A 16,829-nucleotide genomic window follows, 5' to 3' on the forward strand; every position below is an offset into this window, starting at 1 on the left:
AATTTCAGCTACGAGCGATAGCTTCCATTAATACGTACATAATCATATGATAAATCACAACCCCATGCTTTGCCTTCTCCTTCTCCAATATGAAGATTTACTTTGATCACTACCTCTTTACCTTTTAAATAAAGAGTCGCATCTTCTTCAGAAAAAGGAATGGGTTGACCTGCTTTTAACATCTGGATGTCCCCAATAAAGACATCTACTAATGAAGGATTGACCTCAACACCGGTATACCCAACAGCACAAATAATTCGGCCCCAGTTAGCATCCGCTCCAAATACGGCTGTTTTTACCAGTGAAGATCCTACTACACTTTTTGCAATTTTCCCTGCATCTTCATCGGTAAGAGCACCTTCAACCTGAACCTCAACTAGTTTTGTAGCTCCTTCTCCATCTCTCGCAATTTCTTTTGCTAAATCTTCACAGGCCATTTGTAATGCTTGATAAAATACTTCCCAGTCAGGATGATCGGTTGTTAATGATTCATTTTCCGCCATTCCATTTGCCATTACTAGAACCATATCATTTGTTGATGTATCACCATCAACCGTAATACGGTTAAATGTTTTATTCGTAATATCACTTAAGGCATATTGAAGGTCTTTAGATTCAATATTAGCATCAGTTGTCACAAAGCCTAGCATTGTCGCCATATTAGGATGAATCATCCCTGATCCTTTAGCGGCCCCGGCAATCGTTACTGTTTTTCCATTAACCACGATTTCATAGCAAGTTGTCTTCGCTACAAGGTCCGTTGTTAAAATTGCCTTGCTGAAAAGATCGCCACCTTCTATAGAAGGAACCGGACTCAATTGTCCAATCCCCGCCGAAATCTTATCCATCGGCATTAATTCACCGATCACTCCAGTTGAAGCGACAGCAATATAATGTTCTTTTAATGAGAACTTTTCAGATACTTCTTTCCTTATTCTTATAGCATCTTTTTCACCTTGTTCTCCTGTACATGCATTGGCATTACCACTATTACAGATAACTGCTTGAAGTTTTCCTTCCTTAGCAATACTATCTTTTGTAATTTTCAAGGGTGCTGCTTGAAATGCATTTAGCGTATAAACTGCCGCACAGCTTGCTGGAACTTCACTTAAAATGATAGCTAGGTCTAATTTATCTTTTTTACGAAGATTGGCATAGATCCCCGTTGCACTATAACCTTTTGGACTTGTGACAGATCCATTTTCAACCTTCTTAAATCTTTTGCTCACATTGCTTCGCCCCTCTAAAATCACTGTCATTCTCTCCTTAAGATGCTCTCTTTAATTGTCCAGCTCCAGCGCCCAGCGACTAGTGGACTTCACCCACCTCCCTACGATAAGTCAACAACAAAGGAATCTCTTCGTTCGTCGCCGGATATCCTTTATCTCAGTCGATGTGCTCCAGTCCTTACGTCGCTAGACGGGCGCTTCCGCTTTTCTCATGGATAAACAGGAACAAAATTTAGCCCTGTCTTTTCATCTAATCCCATCATAATATTTAAGTTTTGGATTGCCTGTCCTGCTGCCCCTTTAACTAGATTATCTATTACTGAGACAATCATGATTCGACCTGTTCTTTCATCATAAGCTAAACCGATATCACAATAATTTGAACCATAAACCTCTTTTGTTGAAGGGAAAACGCCTTTCGGACGAACTCTGACAAACGGTTTATTTTCATAAGCTTCATTATAAAGTTCATGAAGCTGGTCAATTGTCATCTTATTTTTTGCTTTCACATATATCGTAGACATTATGCCCCTGGTCATTGGCACAAGATGTGTACTAAAGGTGATCGGCCCGATGTTTCCATTCCATCCCTTTAATGTCTGTTCAATTTCCGGTATATGTTGATGTTGATTTACTTTATATATTTTAAAATTGTCATTCATTTCCGTATAATGACTAATCGCAGATAAGGAACGTCCTGCGCCGGAAACAGCCGATTTGGCATCAACTATAATAGAATCTTCTACTATAAGTTCCTTTTGAACTAATGGCGCTAACCCTAGTTCAACGGATGTTGGATAACAGCCAGGATTTGCGATTAAGGTCGCTTTTTTGATCTCCGCTTTATTCCATTCAGGTAAACCATAAACGGCGGCATCAATTGTTTCCTTTGGAGCAGCGCACTTTTTATACCAAAACTCATAATCTTCTAACTTTTTAATCCGCAAGTCTCCGGACAGGTCAATGACTTTTAACCCTTGCGCTACTAACTCTGGTGATAGTTTGCTAGAAATCCCCGACGGTGTTGCCAAAAAGACAAGATCAACGTTTTTAGCCATCTCCTCCGGATTAATTTCTTCTAATTTATTATAGATAATTTCCTGTAAATGTGGATAACTCTCAGTATAAGGTGTACCTTGCTGTGAAGAGGAGTGCAAAGATACAATTTCAACCTCAGGATGATGGTTTAATAACCGAATTAATTCCGCTCCGCCATATCCAGTTGCTCCTACGATTGCTATTCTCATCATTTGTCCTCCTATCTAATCAAATACGCCTTGGCGTATTTGTGCCCAGCGGATATTTTCGAGCTGGCTTGCTCGAAAAACTACCTTTAAAAATCTGAGGCATCCGCCGGAGGCTTAAACTTTATTCAGTATGGAACTGAATAAAGTTTTATTCTTTGAAATTAGTATTTATTATATAATTGCATAAAAATAAAATCAAATGTATTTTTATAAATTTGACGAAATTTTTTAACAAGTAATTATGAATTAAGTGTGAACAATAGTACATACTGTGAAAAGTGTCACAACAATACAGTAAAATGATAACTATAATCAGATTCATAGACACTAGCTCTGTTCTGCTTGTTTAAATAAGAAGGAGGTCAAACATATGCTTTCTGAATTTTTAAGGGGAATCATTTTCTTCAAAGATTTACCTGATCATTTGCTAGATGCCCTTGCTGCTAAGGTGAAAACAGCTTCCTATAAAAAAGGGGATTATATATTTCATGAGTCGGATGAAGCTAAAGCTATTTATTTTATGAAAAGCGGAATCGTTAAAATCAAAAAGATCAACCCTCAGGGGAAAGAATTAATCGTCTGTATAAAACGATCCGGGGATATTTTTGCTGAAGCTTCCTTATTTTGTGAACCGGGGACAAATTATCCTGGGACAGCCCAGACCATATCTGATGCTGAAGTCTTGTTTTTACTAACATCTGATTTAGAGGATGTGATCGCCATCAATCCTGATCTTTCAGTTGAAATGATTCGGTTTATGGGCGGTCAACTTCGATCCTTTACTTCCATATTAAGAGACATCGCTTTATTGGATGTATACGGGAAAACAGTAAAAACAATCGAAAGATTGGCACGTGATTTCGGAAGTAAAACAAATAGTGGAGTTAAAATTGAACTTCCATTATCAATTCAGGAATTGGCCAACATCATTGGATCAACCCGTGAAAGTGTGAGCCGTGTTCTTTCTAAATTAAAAGATCAAGATTTAGTTACGATCACTGAGAAGAATATTGTTATTAACAATTGGTGCGACTTCTGTCAGATGTTTATAGAGACAGCAGATTATTAGAAAAGCGGAAGCGCTGGAGCTAGACAGTAAGAGGTGGATATGCACTCCACCTCTTTATTTATTTGTCCCCCCAAAAAAAATAGAGCACAAAAAGTACTCTAAAAAAAGGGGGTTAGATATAGAAACTTAACATTTATTGCTAACACACATATTTACCCACCAATGGCGGACATCACGCGTGTTGTCGGATTACCAAAATCAAAATTCTCATCACCCATTTGGTGACGTTCAGGTTTGATAAACATTGCTTTTTTGAAAGCATGTATTAATTGCTGCTCATTATCAATGAACTGTCTTAACGAAACTTCATCCTGCCAGAAAAGACAAGGCTTTAAATGTCCATCAGCAGTTAATCTTAAACGATTACAGTTGTCACAGAAATTACATGAAATCGGATGAATCAATCCAAAAGTGCCTTTCGCATTTTCAAATGCATATTGGTCTGCGGGGCCGCTATTTTTATGTGTTGTTACCGGATTATATTGTCCGATGCGTTCCGCTATTTCTTTGACAATCTCCAATGACTGATACTGATTACTCCAAACATTATTCGTTTGTCCAATTGGCATATATTCAATAAAGCGAATATTGATTGGTTCACGAATAGTCCATAATAAGAAATCTTCTATTTCATCAACATTGAAGTCTTTCATTAAGACGGCATTTATTTTAATTGGATTAAAACCTAATTCAACCGATGTTTGAATTCCCTCTAGTACATCGTTTAAATGTCCATCTCTTGTAATATAGGAAAATTTTTTCTCATCAAGGGAATCCAAGCTTATATTTACACGGTCAAGACCTGCTTCTTTTAATTCTTTCCCATATTTTTTAAGAAAAACTCCGTTAGTTGTTAGGGCTATATCTTCAATAGTAGGTATGGATTTAATTTGGCTAATTAATTCAGGCAAATTCTTTCGTAAAAGTGGTTCTCCACCGGTGATTCTTATTTTCTTAATTCCGAGCTTTGCACCGACATTTACGATTTGAACAATTTCTTCATCAGTTAATAATTTAGGAAAATCCATACATTGGTGTTGACCCTCAGGCACACAATAATGGCATCTTAAATTACAACGATCTGTTACTGAAATTCTTAAATAATCATGATTGCGTCCAAAACGATCCACTAAATTAAGACGGCCATTCATATATTCACTCTCCCAACTGATTATTATTGTATCTTTATTGTGGAATAAATAAATGTGAATTCTATCACATTAATAAAGAGTTTCATAAATTGTTCACACATTCTAAGCTAATTGTTCAAGTATCATTAATATAGTAATTACAGTATTAAACTGTTGACTTAAATGCGTTTTTCCTTTTAACTTATATATAGCGGAAGATTTTTGGCGAATTTCGTCGAAAGGTGGTTTTAAAATGCCTGAACTACAACAACCAAATAAAAAGATTTTCATGCCAGAATCCATTCAAGAACTGTTAAATTCTTTAGACCATACAATGAAAATGCAAAAAGGTACCTTTTTATTTCAGGAAGGAATGCCAGCAACAGAATTATATATAATCCGTTCTGGAAGAGTGCAAATTAGTAAGATTTCCCAAGATGGCAAAGAGTTAACATTACGAATTTGCACAGTAGGAGATATTGTTGGAGAGTTGACCCTATTTACAAATGAAGCAAAATACCTTCTCAATGCAAAAGTATTAGAGAGCGGTGAGGTTGCTGTCTTGAAAAAAGAATATCTGGAGCAGCAATTGATCGAAAACGGTTCTCTTGCCTACGAATTTATGAAATGGATGAGCGACCATTTTAGAAGGACACAGACTAAATTCCGGGATCTCGTTCTTCATGGAAAAAAAGGCGCCCTTTATTCTACTTTAATCCGTATGACAAACAGCTACGGTGTAAAACGTGAAGATGGAAGTATTCTAATTAATATCCCATTAACGAATCAGGATTTAGCCAATTTCTGTGGCACTTCAAGAGAAAGTATTAATCGAATGCTAAGTGATCTCCGCAAGGATGAAATCATATCCGTGAATAAAGGGAAAATCACCATTCATGATCTAGAGTTTTTAAAAACGGAAATTAATTGTGAAAACTGTCCACCAGAATTATGCAATATTGATTAATCGGTATTGTCTAATTCTTATACTATGATAGTAATGCATTGACAAGAAAATAAAAGTGAAGAATATCACTTTAAAAAAATTATTTATAAAAAAGAAAGCCAACTTTTTCTAAAAGCTAGCTTTCTTTTTTTTTGTTTTATTTTGACAAACTTTCTTTACCTTCTTTATTCCGTAATGCTTTTGGAATATAAACGCAGAATGGTTCACTCTCTAAATAATCTCCAGTCATTGCATATGCTCTAGATCTTGAACCACCACAAACAAAGCGGAATTCACAAACACCACATTTTCCTTTATATAGATCAGGGTTGCGTAATGATTTGAAAATTGGTGATTCACGATAAATTTCAGCTAATGGTGTTTCACGTACATTTCCGGCTTTTACAGGTAAAAGTCCACTCGGGTATACGTCCCCAACGTGAGAGATAAATACAAAACCATTTCCATCATTAACGCCTTTAGGCGCTCTTCCTAAACCGTCAATGGTACCAGTTGCACCCTTCATTAGAGCATCTTCATAGTTGATGTCTTCGTGATTTGCAACATGTTCTCTCATTTTATTTTGAATAACAACCCTACGGTAATGCTGTGCGGCCGTTGTTTTAATATCGAATTTAACACGTTTACTTAAATTATAAAGCCATGTAAATACTTGTTCATGCTGAACCGGTGAGATCATATCTGATTCTTGGCCTCTTCCTGTTGGAACAAGGAAAAAGACGCTCCAAAGAACACAATCTAAATCTTCCACCAATTTTGCCATATCATCTAGTACATCGATATTGTATCTTGAGATAACTGTATTGATTTGAATTGGAATTTCAAGCTCATGTAAATACTTGATTGCCTTCATCGTTAAATCAAATGAGCCGCTAACTCCACGGAAATGATCATGAATTTCAGCAGTTGGTCCATCAATACTGAATGCCCATCTTGCAAGTCCAACTTCCTTTGCTTTCTCAATAGCCTCTTTCGTTACGTTCGGCGTTGCACTTGGTGTCATTGATACACGGACACCCTTCTTGATAGCATAATCAGCAATGTCATAAACATCCTCACGCATCAATGGGTCCCCACCCGTAAATACTAGCATAGGATTGTCCATTTCATAAATTTGATCTATTAAATTCTTTCCTTCCTCAAAAGAAAGCTCACGAGGGTCCCGTTTGTATTGCGCTTCCGCACGGCAGTGCAGACACTTAAGCTGGCAAGCTCTTGTTAACTCCCATATAACAATAAATGGATCTTTATCATAATCACGATTAAACACGTGAACCACACTCCTTATACTATAAAGACTCTTTCATTATTTTACAGGTAAAACTTTTCAGGTTATGTGATGTTTATCACACTGATATGAGATTTAACAATACAGTAACAAATATCTACAAATTATCTACCTTTAATATGTTTTTAATTATCCAGAAGTTTGTTAGAATTGTTATATAGGAAGCCATAAAAAAAAGAGGTGAACGAAAATGTTACCCCAAACATCCATAAAACAACTACTACATAATGTTCCAATATTTCGTGAATTAACGGGTGAAGAGCTGCAGCAGATCATTGATATTTCGCAAACACGTCTATATGAACCAAAAATCCACGTGTTTATGCAGGGGGATACGCAAGACCGGGTCTTTTTTATCCATCAAGGAAAAGTCAAAATTTATAAAACTGATTTCAACGGACGTGAACAAATTGTGTCCATTTTAAAGGAAGGAGATATGTTTCCCCATGTCGGCTTTTTTCGAAAAGGTGAATTTCCGGCTCATGCAGAGGTTATTGAACCAACTACCCTAATCATCATCCCTATTTCCAACTTTGAAGAAATCCTGATTAAATATCCTGAAGTAAGTATTAAGGTATTTAGAGTGCTCGGGGAAAAAATTATTGATTTGCAAAACCGTCTTGAGGAACAAATTTTATCAAATACGTATGAGCAAATTCTAAAGTTATTACTGCGCTTGTCAAAATCGCATGGACAAAAACTGGAGGATGGAAAATCTAAATTTTTAATCACTACCCACTTTACAAATCGCGAATTGGCAAACATGATCGGAAGCTCCCGCGAAACCGTAAGCCGTACTTTAAACCAGCTTAAGAAAAAACATCTTATTGACTCTACCGAAGAAGGTTATTATATCGTTGAAACAGATAAACTCGAAAACGAATTATTTTAACCAATAAATGAATACAGTTTTGTAAATAATAAGGGTTGTCTCAAAGGAATCTTCACTTTTGAGGCGGCTCTTTTTTTATGTGAAGTTTTGTTTTATAGATTGTGATTTAAATCACTTAAAACAGTATTGAAAATGGTTATCATAGAGATATGGCACAAAACATTAATTGTTCGGGGGTTAATCACATGAACATGATGCCAGGTCTGTCAAAGACTGAAACAAATATTAAGTTACCTTTTTCTTTTATTATTTATAGTTTACTGGCCTTTTCCGCCTCGCAAATTATATTAATTTTCAGCGGCGATTTTCTAACAAATGGGGCCTTTCGAATCCCACCTTTATGGATGGTTGCCCATTTATTAGTATTAGGTTGGGCACTGATGGTCGCCATGGGGGCAATGTATCAATTGGTACCCGTTGCTTTTTTAACGCCGATTTGGAATGAAACATTTGGGTTTATTCAATTTTGGATTACAGCCATTGGAATAACCGGATTTGCATTATCACTGGCATTTTCCCCTAAACTCACAATGATAACAGGGTTTATTACGTTGATTGGTGTATTAATGTTTCTCTATCAAATGGCAATGACTATGAAAAAGCAGACGGAAAAGAATATCCTAACCGCTTTGGTTGGCACTGCCTTAGTTTGTTTGCTGCTGACAATTTTGTTTGGTATTTTTCTCGCAGCAAGTGTTAGTGGCCATCTTCCATTAGCCAATCATGTCGCATTGTTGAAAACCCATATCATTCTAGGAATTGCAGGATGGTTTTCGCTGCTAATATTCGGGTTTTCCTATAAAATGGTGCCAATGTTTTCATTAGCACATGGCTTTTCAATGAAATTAAGCAAGCCGATTTATTTTCTTTATATTTTCGGCTTACTTTCGAGCATTTTATCATTTTGGACCAACCGATCGATTCTCTTTCAATTGGGAATGATGTTGTTATTTATTTCATTTTCTCTTTTTGTCTGGCATATTAAACAAATTATTAAAAAACGTCTAAAGAAAAATTTAGATAAGCCTTTTACCTTTTCTTTAGTGGCCATTATAATTGGCTGGATTATGCACTTGGTTGCTTTGATTTCGTCATTCATTTCAATTTCTCCTTATTTATTTGGAGTTATTATCTATTTATATATTATGGGTTGGATTGTATTCAGCATTATGGGTTATTTATATAAAATTGTCCCTTTTTTATGGTGGACCTATAAATACAGCAAGGAAATGGGACAGCCTAATGTACCAACCTTAAAACAACTTATGAATGAAAAGCTTGGAACCATTTTATTTATTTTATGTTTAATCTGCTTTGCAGGGTTTGCTGTTTCATTCAGCTTTAAACTAGCAGGCCTGTATATGTTTGTACAATCATTGTTTGCTGTCACAACCGTTGTTTTTAGCGCGACTGTAGTTAGTATCCTTAAAAAATAACGATATTGGAGGAGTTTACCATGGAATTAAAAGAAAAAATCCTAAAAGAATTAGAAACTGTTATCGACCCTGAATTAGGACTAAACATTGTTGATTTAGGCTTAATTTACGATATAAATATTGACGAAGAAAATAACGTAAATATCAAAATGACGTTAACAACGCCTGGCTGCCCGCTACATGACAGTATTACAAGTGGTGCAAGATATGTCCTTGAAGCTATGGAAGAAGTGAATGAGGTTAACGTTCAGTTAGTATGGGAGCCAGCTTGGTCTCCTGAGCTAATGAGCGACCGTGCAAAAGATTGGTTAGGAAGAAGATAAATAGAAAAGCGGAAGCACCCGTTTAGCGACGTATAAACTGGAGCCCATCGACTGAGATAAAGGAAACACGGCGAACTTGTGAGCCGATGTTGACTTATCGTAGGGAGGTGGGCGAAGTTTACGAGTCGCTGGGTGCTGAAGCTAGACAATGAAGAAAAGCGGAAGCACCCGTTTAGCGATATTTCATAGAAAAAATTGGAGTGATGAAGATGAGTAAAGTTGTAGAACTAGACGTACGTGAGGATCTAAAAAATAAACAAGAACCATTTCAAAAAATAATGAAGGCTATTGAGGGTTTGGATTCAACTGGTGATACATTTATTTTACATGCACCATTTAAACCAACACCATTATTAGGTGTATTTAGCTCAAAAGGTTTCTCTAACGAAGCTGAAGAGATCGAAGAAGACTACTGGAAAATAACTTTTGTTAAACAGTAAGGAGAATTCTTATGAAGCTTGATAATCGTGGACTTGAACCACCACAACCAATGATGAGAACACTGGCAGCACTTGATGAATTGCCTGAGGGTGAAGAACTGATTATAAATAACGATCGCCGTCCAATGTTCCTATACGAGGAATTAGATGGACGGGGCTATAAGCATGAAACGATTGAATTGGAAGATGGCAGTTTTCAAATTACAATACGAAAATCGTAAGCGCCTTGCTTAGCGAAATCCACTAGGCGCTGAGCGCTGGAACTAGACAATTAATTATGCACAGACTTAAAAAGGTAGTTCAGCCAACTTGGGCCTGAACTACCTTTTCTATTTTTCCTTCCTTTATATAGAAGATGCGCTCTCCTAATTTTCTTGCTTCCTGGAGATCATGTGTGACCATTAATATCGGAATTCCCCATAATTCATGAAGACGAAGAAGCTCTTCATGGCACTGCAAGCGTGTTTCATAATCCAATGCTGAAAATGGTTCATCAAGCAATAAGAGGGATGGTTCTGTGGCTAAAGCCCTTGTTAACGCAACTCTTTGTTTCTCCCCACCCGAAATTTCTCTCGGGTATTTATTTAACAAATGTCTTATATTTAAAACATCAATGATTTGTTCCGTTAATTCCGTGTTTTTCATACCATAGGCAATATTCTTCCAAACCGTCATATGGGGGAATAAGGCGTAATCCTGAAAAAGGTAGCCAACATTCCGATTTTGTACGGGAAGCGGCTTACCGGCAGAGTGAAAAAAGTCGACTCCATTACTTACGATCGAGCCATAATCTGGCTGCGCCAATCCTGCAACGCAATTTAAAATTGTTGTTTTACCTGAACCGGATGGGCCAAACAATATGGCAATTTCCTTATTAATATGTAAATCAACATCAACTGTAAAATGGGCAAGCTTTTTTTTAATTTGAATTGTTAACATCGATACCCACCTTCCTACTCTTTAGATGCGTACTTCATTATATTTCGCTTACTCCACCAATTTAGCCACATAATTGTGCTGAATCCAAGAGCAACGATGATGATGACCCAAAACTGGGCTACCTCCGTTTGTCCCGATTCTACTGCAAAATAGATCGCCATTGGGATCGTATCCGTTTTATTTGGTATATAGCCGGCAATCATTAGCGTAGCCCCGAACTCACCTAATCCCCTTGCAAATGCCAATACAAGCCCTGATAACAGCCCTGGCCATGCCAGCGGAAAGACGATCGTCCAAAACACCTTCCACTTGGATGCCCCCATCGTCAAAGCAGCATTTTCTAAATTCCGGTCATAATTTTGAAAGGCTGCTGACGCACTTTGATACATAAGTGGGAACGATACAACAATGGCGGCAATGACAGCACCCAACCAAGTAAACACGATCTGGATATCAAACCAGTCCAGTAACAGCCTTCCTATCAGCCCATTTTTTCCAAATAATAAGAGCAAGCCAAAACCGACAACGGTCGGCGGAAGTACTAAGGGTAAAAGAAGTACAGATTCAATTACACTCTTCCCAAAGAAGTTGCGACGCGATAAAAATCTTGACACAACCAGACCTAAAAAAAATACAATAATGGTGGAGATACTTGATATTTTTAAGGAAAGTAGCAACGGAGAATAATTCAATTGTATCAGCACCCTTTTTGATCTGCTTTATTTAACAAAACCATATTTCTTCAAAATACTTTGTCCGTCTTCACTTAGTAAGTAATCAATAAACTGCTGTGCTTCTTCTTGATTTTCACTATCAGCAATGATTGCTGCCGGATAAATAATTGGAGTATGTAATGTTGCATCAGCTTCAGCTAATACTTTTACTTTATCTGATGTTAAAGCATCACTTGAATAAACGAAACCAACATCTGCATTCCCTGATTCAACATATGTTAACACTTGACGTACATCTTTCGCATAGACTAACTTTGCTTGTACTTCGTCCCATTTTCCAAGAGCCTCTAGTGCCTCTTTAGCATATTTTCCGGCCGGGACACTTTCTGGCTCACCAATAGCTATTTGAGATAATTTGCTAGGGTCGATATCTTTGAATGAAGGAATTGTTATCCCATTATTTTTTTCTCCAACTAGGACAATTTTGTTCCCAGTGAAGTCCGCTCTTGAATCAACAGTAATTAAAGATTTCTCTTCCAAATTATCCATTGATTTTTGATCAGCTGATAAAAAAAGATCAGTTGGCGCTCCCTGTTCAATTTGTGTAGCCAATTTACCTGAGCCCCCAAAATTGAATGCCAGTTTAACAGAGCTATGCTCATTTTCATATACTTGTTTCATTTCATTTAAGGCATCTGTTAAACTCGCTGCTGCTGATATCATTAATTCAGTTTGTTTTTCTTCAGGCTTTAGTGTCTCTTGCTTTGGTTCTTCCGCATTCTGCTGCTGTGAAGAATTATTTGCTCCATTATTTTGGCTGCATCCTACTGATAATATCATAATAAACAACAAAACTAGAAAACCAATTGATATTCTTTTCTCCATGGTGAAACCTCCTTTTGGCTTTAATTATAAATAATTATATCTAGTTATAAATAGTTATAACTAATTTGATTATAATTATAATTAGTTATTTTGAGCTTGTAAATGATAAAATATGGATAGTTAATGAACTCTAATTTTTCTTAGGTGGAGGAAGGTAATGAAAAATGAATCTTATACGACGGAAGAAATTTCACAAATATTAAAAGTATCAAAATTAACTGTTTACGATTTAATCAAAAAAGGGGAATTAAAGTCTTACCGAGTCGGTCGGCAAATGCGAGTAGATGCCTCTGACCTTGAAAACTATAAAAGAAAAGCTAAAGGTCTTCCACCCCATGAGGAGCAACTGCATTCGATTTCGAATGATCTTGCGGCTACACTAAAACAGGACCCGACTTTAAACAATGCACCACGTTCGATCATTATAAGTGGACAGGATATGTGCCTAGATATTTTGGGCAAACAGATTGAAAAAAGGTCCAATCTATACCGCCCATTGCGCTCCTATGTTGGTAGTCTAGATAGTTTATTTTCAATGTACAAAGGTGAAGCGGATATTGTCAGCACCCATCTAATTGACGGGGATACGGCAGAATACAATATTCCTTATATTCGAAAAATCCTAGTCAGCCATCATTTTATCGTTTTAAATCTTATCTCTCGTTTGGCTGGTTTTTATGTAAAAAAGGGAAATCCATATAATATCCGAACTTGGGAAGATCTAAAAAATAATCAAAAATTAAAGTTTGTTAATCGGGAAAAAGGCTCCGGTGCAAGAATACTTGTAGATGAAATGTTGAGGGTTCATAATATTGAAGAATCTGAGATTAATGGCTATTTACAAGAGGAAAACTCTCACCTTGGTGTGGCTGGAATGGTCGCAAAAGGTGATGTTGATTTGGCAGTTGGGATTGAAAAAGCTGCCCAAATAGCCGGAATTGATTTTGTACCATTAGTTAAAGAACGATATGATATCGTTATTTTAAAAACCGAACATAACAAAGAATTAATCGAACTAGTTACCGAAATTCTTCAGTCCCATAAATTTAAAGAAGAGCTTTTGGCGTTAGGATACGATGTCACTCAGACGGGAAATATCCTTTATGAGCAATAATACAATATTCCAAATATTATGAAAGGGCTTTCTTAAAGTATTTGACATTGAATGGGTCTAGTGGTATTCTATAATAGACCGTTTACTTCATATATAGGTTTAAGCAATAATGAAATGATCATTAGTAATTCAGCTGTGTTCTGTCTCGCGATGAGAAAATCGTTATTTAGAATTTATGTAAGTCGTAATGGTTCAAGATTACAAAGCACATATCGAAGTGCAAGGAATTTTAGGAGGCAAACACATGCAAACTGGTAAAGTAAAATGGTTTAATGCAGAAAAAGGTTTTGGATTTATCGAAGTTGAAGGCGGAGACGACGTATTCGTTCATTTCTCAGCTATTCAAGGCGAAGGCTTCAAATCATTAGAAGAAGGTCAAAACGTTGAATTCGAAATCGTTGAAGGCAACCGCGGACCTCAAGCTGCTAACGTTGTTAAAAGATAATAACTGCTAAATGTCAAAGGATGTCCTATTAATAGGGCATCCTTTTTTAAATGGTTAAGAAAGTATGCATTTTGCGCATAATTGTCTAGCTCCAGCACCCAGCGACTAGTAAACTTCGCTAAACGGGTGCTTGCGCTTTTCTAATCAAATACACTTATCTTTAGTCTGACATGAATTTTCAATAGCACAGCCTGCACATTTTCCTTTTTTACTGTTTTTAATATATTTTATTAATGCCCAACCGGCGTAACCAAAAATTGCAGCACCGATGATTATACTTGCCAACACGGAATTCCCCGCCCTTCTATAAGAATATCAGCCGAAAAAACGCAAGATTTCCGGCTGAATCAATCTTTAAGCATATCCAAGCGCACGACCCACCTGATATATGATTAAACATAATACATAAGCTAATACAAGTGCGTATCCGATCGCAAATAATGTCCATTTCACTGATCCGGTTTCTTTTTGAATAGTTGCTGTCGTTGCCAAACATGGTACATATAACAGAACAAACGCCATGAATGTAAAAGCAGAAAGTGGTGTATAAGCACCTGCTAGCATCCCTTGTAACGAATCAACATCCGGTACATGATAAATAATATTCATCGTTGATACAACAACTTCTTTAGCAAAGAAACCCGTTAATAATGATGCACCCGCCTGCCAAGTGCCGAAGCCAATTGGAGCTAACAGTGGTGCAAACACGCTGCCAATCATAGCAAGAAAGCTATCGTCCATTTCTACCGCTAAGCCATGAGGACCTGCATAAGATAACAACCAAATTACAACTGAACCTGCAAAAATGAATGTTCCGGCTTTACGAACAAATCCTTTCCCTTTATCCCAAGTGCTTCGTGCCAATGTCTGAAACTGTGGAACACGATATGGGGGAAGTTCGATTACAAATACCGATGTTTCACTTTTTAATATTGTTGAAGAAAATATTTTAGCTAAAATAAGTGCCATGACAATTCCTAATACATAGAGTGCTAGTACAACAAATGCCTGATTTGCGGCGAAAAACGCACCAACAAACAATGCATACACAGGCAAACGTGCTGAACATGACATTAAAGGAGTCAATAATATTGTTAATAATCTTTCCTTCGGCTGTTCAATCGTTCTTGCCGCCATGACACCCGGTACATTACAGCCAAATCCAATAATCATCGGAATAAATGATTTACCATTTAACCCGACTGATTCCATAAGACGGTCCATTACTAATGCGACCCGTGCCATATAACCTGAATCCTCTAAAAACGATATGAAGAAAAACAAAATAAAAATTTGTGGGACAAACACCAAGACGCCTCCCACACCTGCGACGATTCCTTCCAATATAAGCGATTGTATAAAATCAGAAGCTCCAATACTTACTAAGCCAGCAGTAAGCCATTCAGTTAATGGTCCTGAGAAGAACGCATCAAGTGCATCTGATAACGGAAAGCCTAGCCAGTTAAAAGTAAGCATAAACATTAAATACATGAAGAATAGAAAAATCGGAATTCCTAAAATTTTATGGGTTACGATCAAATCAATTCTTTCAGTGAGCGGAAGCTTATCAGCTTTATTTCGTTTTGCTACACCATCAATGATTTTGTCAATGAACTCTCTTCTTACATTGTAAATTGCCTGATGCAAGGATTTGCCTTCATTTTTTTCAATAAGTTTTGCTTCTGTTTCGAGAAGTAATTGTTCCAACTCTTCACTAGAAATAAATTTCTGTAAATAGTCGAAAACAACCTTGTTTCCTTCGTAGAACTGTAGGGCTAACCATCTTAACGGTGGCAATTGCTCTATAATTGATTTTTTCTTCCCAACAACTAATTGAGAAAGTTTATCAATCCCTTTTTCAATTGCAGAACCATAATACAAATTGAGCGGTTCTTTTCTTTGGGTTGACGTTACAACAAGAAGTTTGCTTAATTCATCGCAGCCTTTACCCGTACGGGCAATAATTGGAACAATTCGGACTCCTAATAGGTCGCCCAATAATCTTTCATTTATATCGATGCCTCGATTTTTGGCAACATCCATCATATTTAAACCGATGATCAACGGCTTGCCGAATTCTAATAATTGAACCGTTAAATGTAGATTCCGTTCAAGCTGTGAAGCATCGACAATATTTAATACCTCTGTAAAAGATTCGTGAAGCAAAAAGTCAGTAACGACCCTCTCATCCTTTGAAAGAGGGTTTAAAGAATAGATACCAGGAAGATCAATGAGATGTCCTTGTTTGTTGCGAAGTAAACCAACCTTTTTCTCAACGGTTACTCCGCTCCAGTTTCCTACGTATTCATAGGAACCTGTTAAACTATTAAAAAGTGATGTTTTTCCTGTGTTCGGATTTCCAAATAAGGCTATTTCAATCATGATTTATCCACTCGTATAGTTGAGGCTTCATTTCTTCTTATGCCGACACATTGACCATATGTTTCAATCATACAAGGACCACCAAAAGGCATATTGCTCTTTAAACACACTTCCACACCTTCATAAATACCCATATCTATTAATCTACGTTTCACTATATCTGAAAGCATAGAAAAATCTTTTATTCTAGCTTTTTCACCTTGCTTTAAATCTGATAAAACCAAGGTTCATCCCTCCACACTTGGATAATGATAATTATTCTCATTCTTAATTATAAAAAAAAATTGTCCTGTTTTCCACAAGAAATTATTTATTCAACAAAAATGTATAAAAAAATAACATTAAATAGACATAAGTTGCTTATCAAAA

The 16,829-nt window shown here is 36.7% G+C and carries 19 protein-coding genes; 9 read left to right on the forward strand and 10 right to left on the reverse strand.

The features are described 5' to 3' along the window. Positions 1-8 precede the first annotated feature (8 nt). Positions 9-1,259 carry a bifunctional ornithine acetyltransferase/N-acetylglutamate synthase gene (argJ, locus tag P9E47_RS02770; RefSeq protein WP_326162560.1) on the reverse strand — a complete coding sequence of 417 codons (1,251 nt, stop codon included), beginning with the start codon at positions 1,257-1,259 and terminating at the stop codon, positions 9-11. Positions 1,260-1,438: 179 nt separating this feature from the next. Continuing rightward, positions 1,439-2,476, reverse strand: a complete 1,038-nt coding sequence (gene argC / locus P9E47_RS02775) for an N-acetyl-gamma-glutamyl-phosphate reductase (RefSeq protein WP_004431793.1) — start codon at positions 2,474-2,476, stop codon at positions 1,439-1,441. 370 nt (positions 2,477-2,846) lie between these two features. Here argC and P9E47_RS02780 point away from each other — a divergent pair, with 370 nt between their 5' ends. Next, on the forward strand, positions 2,847-3,545 hold the full coding sequence (locus P9E47_RS02780; protein WP_004431792.1) for a Crp/Fnr family transcriptional regulator: 699 nt from the start codon (positions 2,847-2,849) through the stop codon (positions 3,543-3,545). A 152-nt stretch (positions 3,546-3,697) separates the two neighbouring features. On the opposite strand, the gene moaA is transcribed toward P9E47_RS02780, so the two are convergent. Next, entirely contained in the window at positions 3,698-4,696 is a 999-nt protein-coding gene (gene moaA / locus P9E47_RS02785) for a GTP 3',8-cyclase MoaA (RefSeq protein ID WP_004431786.1), read from the reverse strand. Positions 4,697-4,928: 232 nt separating this feature from the next. On the opposite strand from moaA, the gene P9E47_RS02790 reads away from it, so the two are divergent. Continuing rightward, complete coding sequence (locus P9E47_RS02790) at positions 4,929-5,642, forward strand: Crp/Fnr family transcriptional regulator (RefSeq protein WP_004431783.1); 714 nt, start codon at positions 4,929-4,931, stop codon at positions 5,640-5,642. A 136-nt stretch (positions 5,643-5,778) separates the two neighbouring features. Here the strand turns inward: P9E47_RS02790 and P9E47_RS02795 are convergent, their stop codons facing one another. Continuing rightward, entirely contained in the window at positions 5,779-6,912 is a 1,134-nt protein-coding gene (locus P9E47_RS02795; protein WP_004431780.1) for a TIGR04053 family radical SAM/SPASM domain-containing protein, read from the reverse strand. Positions 6,913-7,120: 208 nt separating this feature from the next. Between P9E47_RS02795 and P9E47_RS02800 the strand changes: the two genes are divergently transcribed. The 5 genes from P9E47_RS02800 (at position 7,121) to P9E47_RS02820 (ending at position 10,242) form a co-directional block, all read left to right on the forward strand. Continuing rightward, positions 7,121-7,822, forward strand: a complete 702-nt coding sequence (locus tag P9E47_RS02800) for a Crp/Fnr family transcriptional regulator (protein WP_326162562.1) — start codon at positions 7,121-7,123, stop codon at positions 7,820-7,822. 185 nt (positions 7,823-8,007) lie between these two features. Further along, entirely contained in the window at positions 8,008-9,258 is a 1,251-nt protein-coding gene (locus P9E47_RS02805; protein WP_326162563.1) for a hypothetical protein, read from the forward strand. 20 nt (positions 9,259-9,278) lie between these two features. Beyond that, positions 9,279-9,581 carry a metal-sulfur cluster assembly factor gene (locus P9E47_RS02810; protein WP_004431774.1) on the forward strand — a complete coding sequence of 101 codons (303 nt, stop codon included), beginning with the start codon at positions 9,279-9,281 and terminating at the stop codon, positions 9,579-9,581. A gap of 209 nt (positions 9,582-9,790) precedes the next feature. Beyond that, the gene (locus P9E47_RS02815; RefSeq protein WP_004431771.1) at positions 9,791-10,021 is read left to right on the forward strand and encodes a DUF2249 domain-containing protein; all 231 of its coding nucleotides are present in this window, start codon (positions 9,791-9,793) and stop codon (positions 10,019-10,021) included. Positions 10,022-10,032: 11 nt separating this feature from the next. After that, positions 10,033-10,242 (forward strand): DUF2249 domain-containing protein, encoded by a 210-nt coding sequence (locus P9E47_RS02820; RefSeq protein ID WP_004431769.1) that lies wholly within the window; start codon positions 10,033-10,035, stop codon positions 10,240-10,242. Positions 10,243-10,321: 79 nt separating this feature from the next. On the opposite strand, the gene P9E47_RS02825 is transcribed toward P9E47_RS02820, so the two are convergent. Genes P9E47_RS02825 through modA form a run of 3 tightly spaced genes read right to left on the reverse strand, consistent with a single transcriptional unit; the run spans position 10,322 to position 12,519 of the window. Then, positions 10,322-10,960 (reverse strand): ATP-binding cassette domain-containing protein, encoded by a 639-nt coding sequence (locus P9E47_RS02825; protein WP_004431766.1) that lies wholly within the window; start codon positions 10,958-10,960, stop codon positions 10,322-10,324. 14 nt (positions 10,961-10,974) lie between these two features. Then, on the reverse strand, positions 10,975-11,652 hold the full coding sequence (modB, locus tag P9E47_RS02830; RefSeq protein ID WP_004431763.1) for a molybdate ABC transporter permease subunit: 678 nt from the start codon (positions 11,650-11,652) through the stop codon (positions 10,975-10,977). Between the two features lie 27 nt (positions 11,653-11,679). After that, positions 11,680-12,519: a molybdate ABC transporter substrate-binding protein gene (gene modA, locus P9E47_RS02835; RefSeq protein WP_004431760.1), complete on the reverse strand. Its 840-nt coding sequence runs from the start codon at positions 12,517-12,519 to the stop codon at positions 11,680-11,682. Positions 12,520-12,676: 157 nt separating this feature from the next. On the opposite strand from modA, the gene P9E47_RS02840 reads away from it, so the two are divergent. Next, positions 12,677-13,633, forward strand: coding sequence for a helix-turn-helix transcriptional regulator (locus tag P9E47_RS02840; RefSeq protein ID WP_004431757.1), 957 nt, complete (start codon positions 12,677-12,679; stop codon positions 13,631-13,633). 244 nt (positions 13,634-13,877) lie between these two features. Next, a complete protein-coding gene (gene cspD / locus P9E47_RS02845) occupies positions 13,878-14,078 on the forward strand; it encodes a cold-shock protein CspD (protein ID WP_004431754.1) in 201 nt (66 codons plus the stop codon). Positions 14,079-14,222: 144 nt separating this feature from the next. On the opposite strand, the gene P9E47_RS02850 is transcribed toward cspD, so the two are convergent. The 3 genes from P9E47_RS02850 to P9E47_RS02860 form a co-directional block, all read right to left on the reverse strand. Beyond that, complete coding sequence (locus tag P9E47_RS02850) at positions 14,223-14,366, reverse strand: FeoB-associated Cys-rich membrane protein (protein WP_004431752.1); 144 nt, start codon at positions 14,364-14,366, stop codon at positions 14,223-14,225. A 66-nt stretch (positions 14,367-14,432) separates the two neighbouring features. Then, on the reverse strand, positions 14,433-16,460 hold the full coding sequence (feoB, locus tag P9E47_RS02855) for a ferrous iron transport protein B (RefSeq protein WP_004431748.1): 2,028 nt from the start codon (positions 16,458-16,460) through the stop codon (positions 14,433-14,435). After that, the gene (locus P9E47_RS02860; protein ID WP_004431746.1) at positions 16,457-16,684 is read right to left on the reverse strand and encodes a FeoA family protein; all 228 of its coding nucleotides are present in this window, start codon (positions 16,682-16,684) and stop codon (positions 16,457-16,459) included. Before P9E47_RS02860 ends, feoB begins: the two co-directional genes overlap by 4 nt. Between the last annotated feature and the right edge of the window lie 145 nt (positions 16,685-16,829).

Origin of the sequence: Schinkia azotoformans (genome assembly GCF_035811335.1) — a bacterium.
Lineage (GTDB): Bacteria > Bacillota > Bacilli > Bacillales > Bacillaceae_J > Schinkia > Schinkia azotoformans.

Coding starts and splice junctions, on each gene's coding strand:
- argJ (WP_326162560.1), bottom strand. CDS start 1,259: ATGACAGTGATTTTAGAGGGGCGAAGCAATGTGAGCAAAAGATTTAAG.
- argC (WP_004431793.1), bottom strand. CDS start 2,476: ATGAGAATAGCAATCGTAGGAGCAACTGGATATGGCGGAGCGGAATTA.
- P9E47_RS02780 (WP_004431792.1), top strand. CDS start 2,847: ATGCTTTCTGAATTTTTAAGGGGAATCATTTTCTTCAAAGATTTACCT.
- moaA (WP_004431786.1), bottom strand. CDS start 4,696: ATGAATGGCCGTCTTAATTTAGTGGATCGTTTTGGACGCAATCATGAT.
- P9E47_RS02790 (WP_004431783.1), top strand. CDS start 4,929: ATGCCTGAACTACAACAACCAAATAAAAAGATTTTCATGCCAGAATCC.
- P9E47_RS02800 (WP_326162562.1), top strand. CDS start 7,121: ATGTTACCCCAAACATCCATAAAACAACTACTACATAATGTTCCAATA.
- P9E47_RS02805 (WP_326162563.1), top strand. CDS start 8,008: ATGAACATGATGCCAGGTCTGTCAAAGACTGAAACAAATATTAAGTTA.
- P9E47_RS02810 (WP_004431774.1), top strand. CDS start 9,279: ATGGAATTAAAAGAAAAAATCCTAAAAGAATTAGAAACTGTTATCGAC.
- P9E47_RS02815 (WP_004431771.1), top strand. CDS start 9,791: ATGAGTAAAGTTGTAGAACTAGACGTACGTGAGGATCTAAAAAATAAA.
- P9E47_RS02820 (WP_004431769.1), top strand. CDS start 10,033: ATGAAGCTTGATAATCGTGGACTTGAACCACCACAACCAATGATGAGA.
- P9E47_RS02825 (WP_004431766.1), bottom strand. CDS start 10,960: ATGTTAACAATTCAAATTAAAAAAAAGCTTGCCCATTTTACAGTTGAT.
- modA (WP_004431760.1), bottom strand. CDS start 12,519: ATGGAGAAAAGAATATCAATTGGTTTTCTAGTTTTGTTGTTTATTATG.
- P9E47_RS02840 (WP_004431757.1), top strand. CDS start 12,677: ATGAAAAATGAATCTTATACGACGGAAGAAATTTCACAAATATTAAAA.
- cspD (WP_004431754.1), top strand. CDS start 13,878: ATGCAAACTGGTAAAGTAAAATGGTTTAATGCAGAAAAAGGTTTTGGA.
- feoB (WP_004431748.1), bottom strand. CDS start 16,460: ATGATTGAAATAGCCTTATTTGGAAATCCGAACACAGGAAAAACATCA.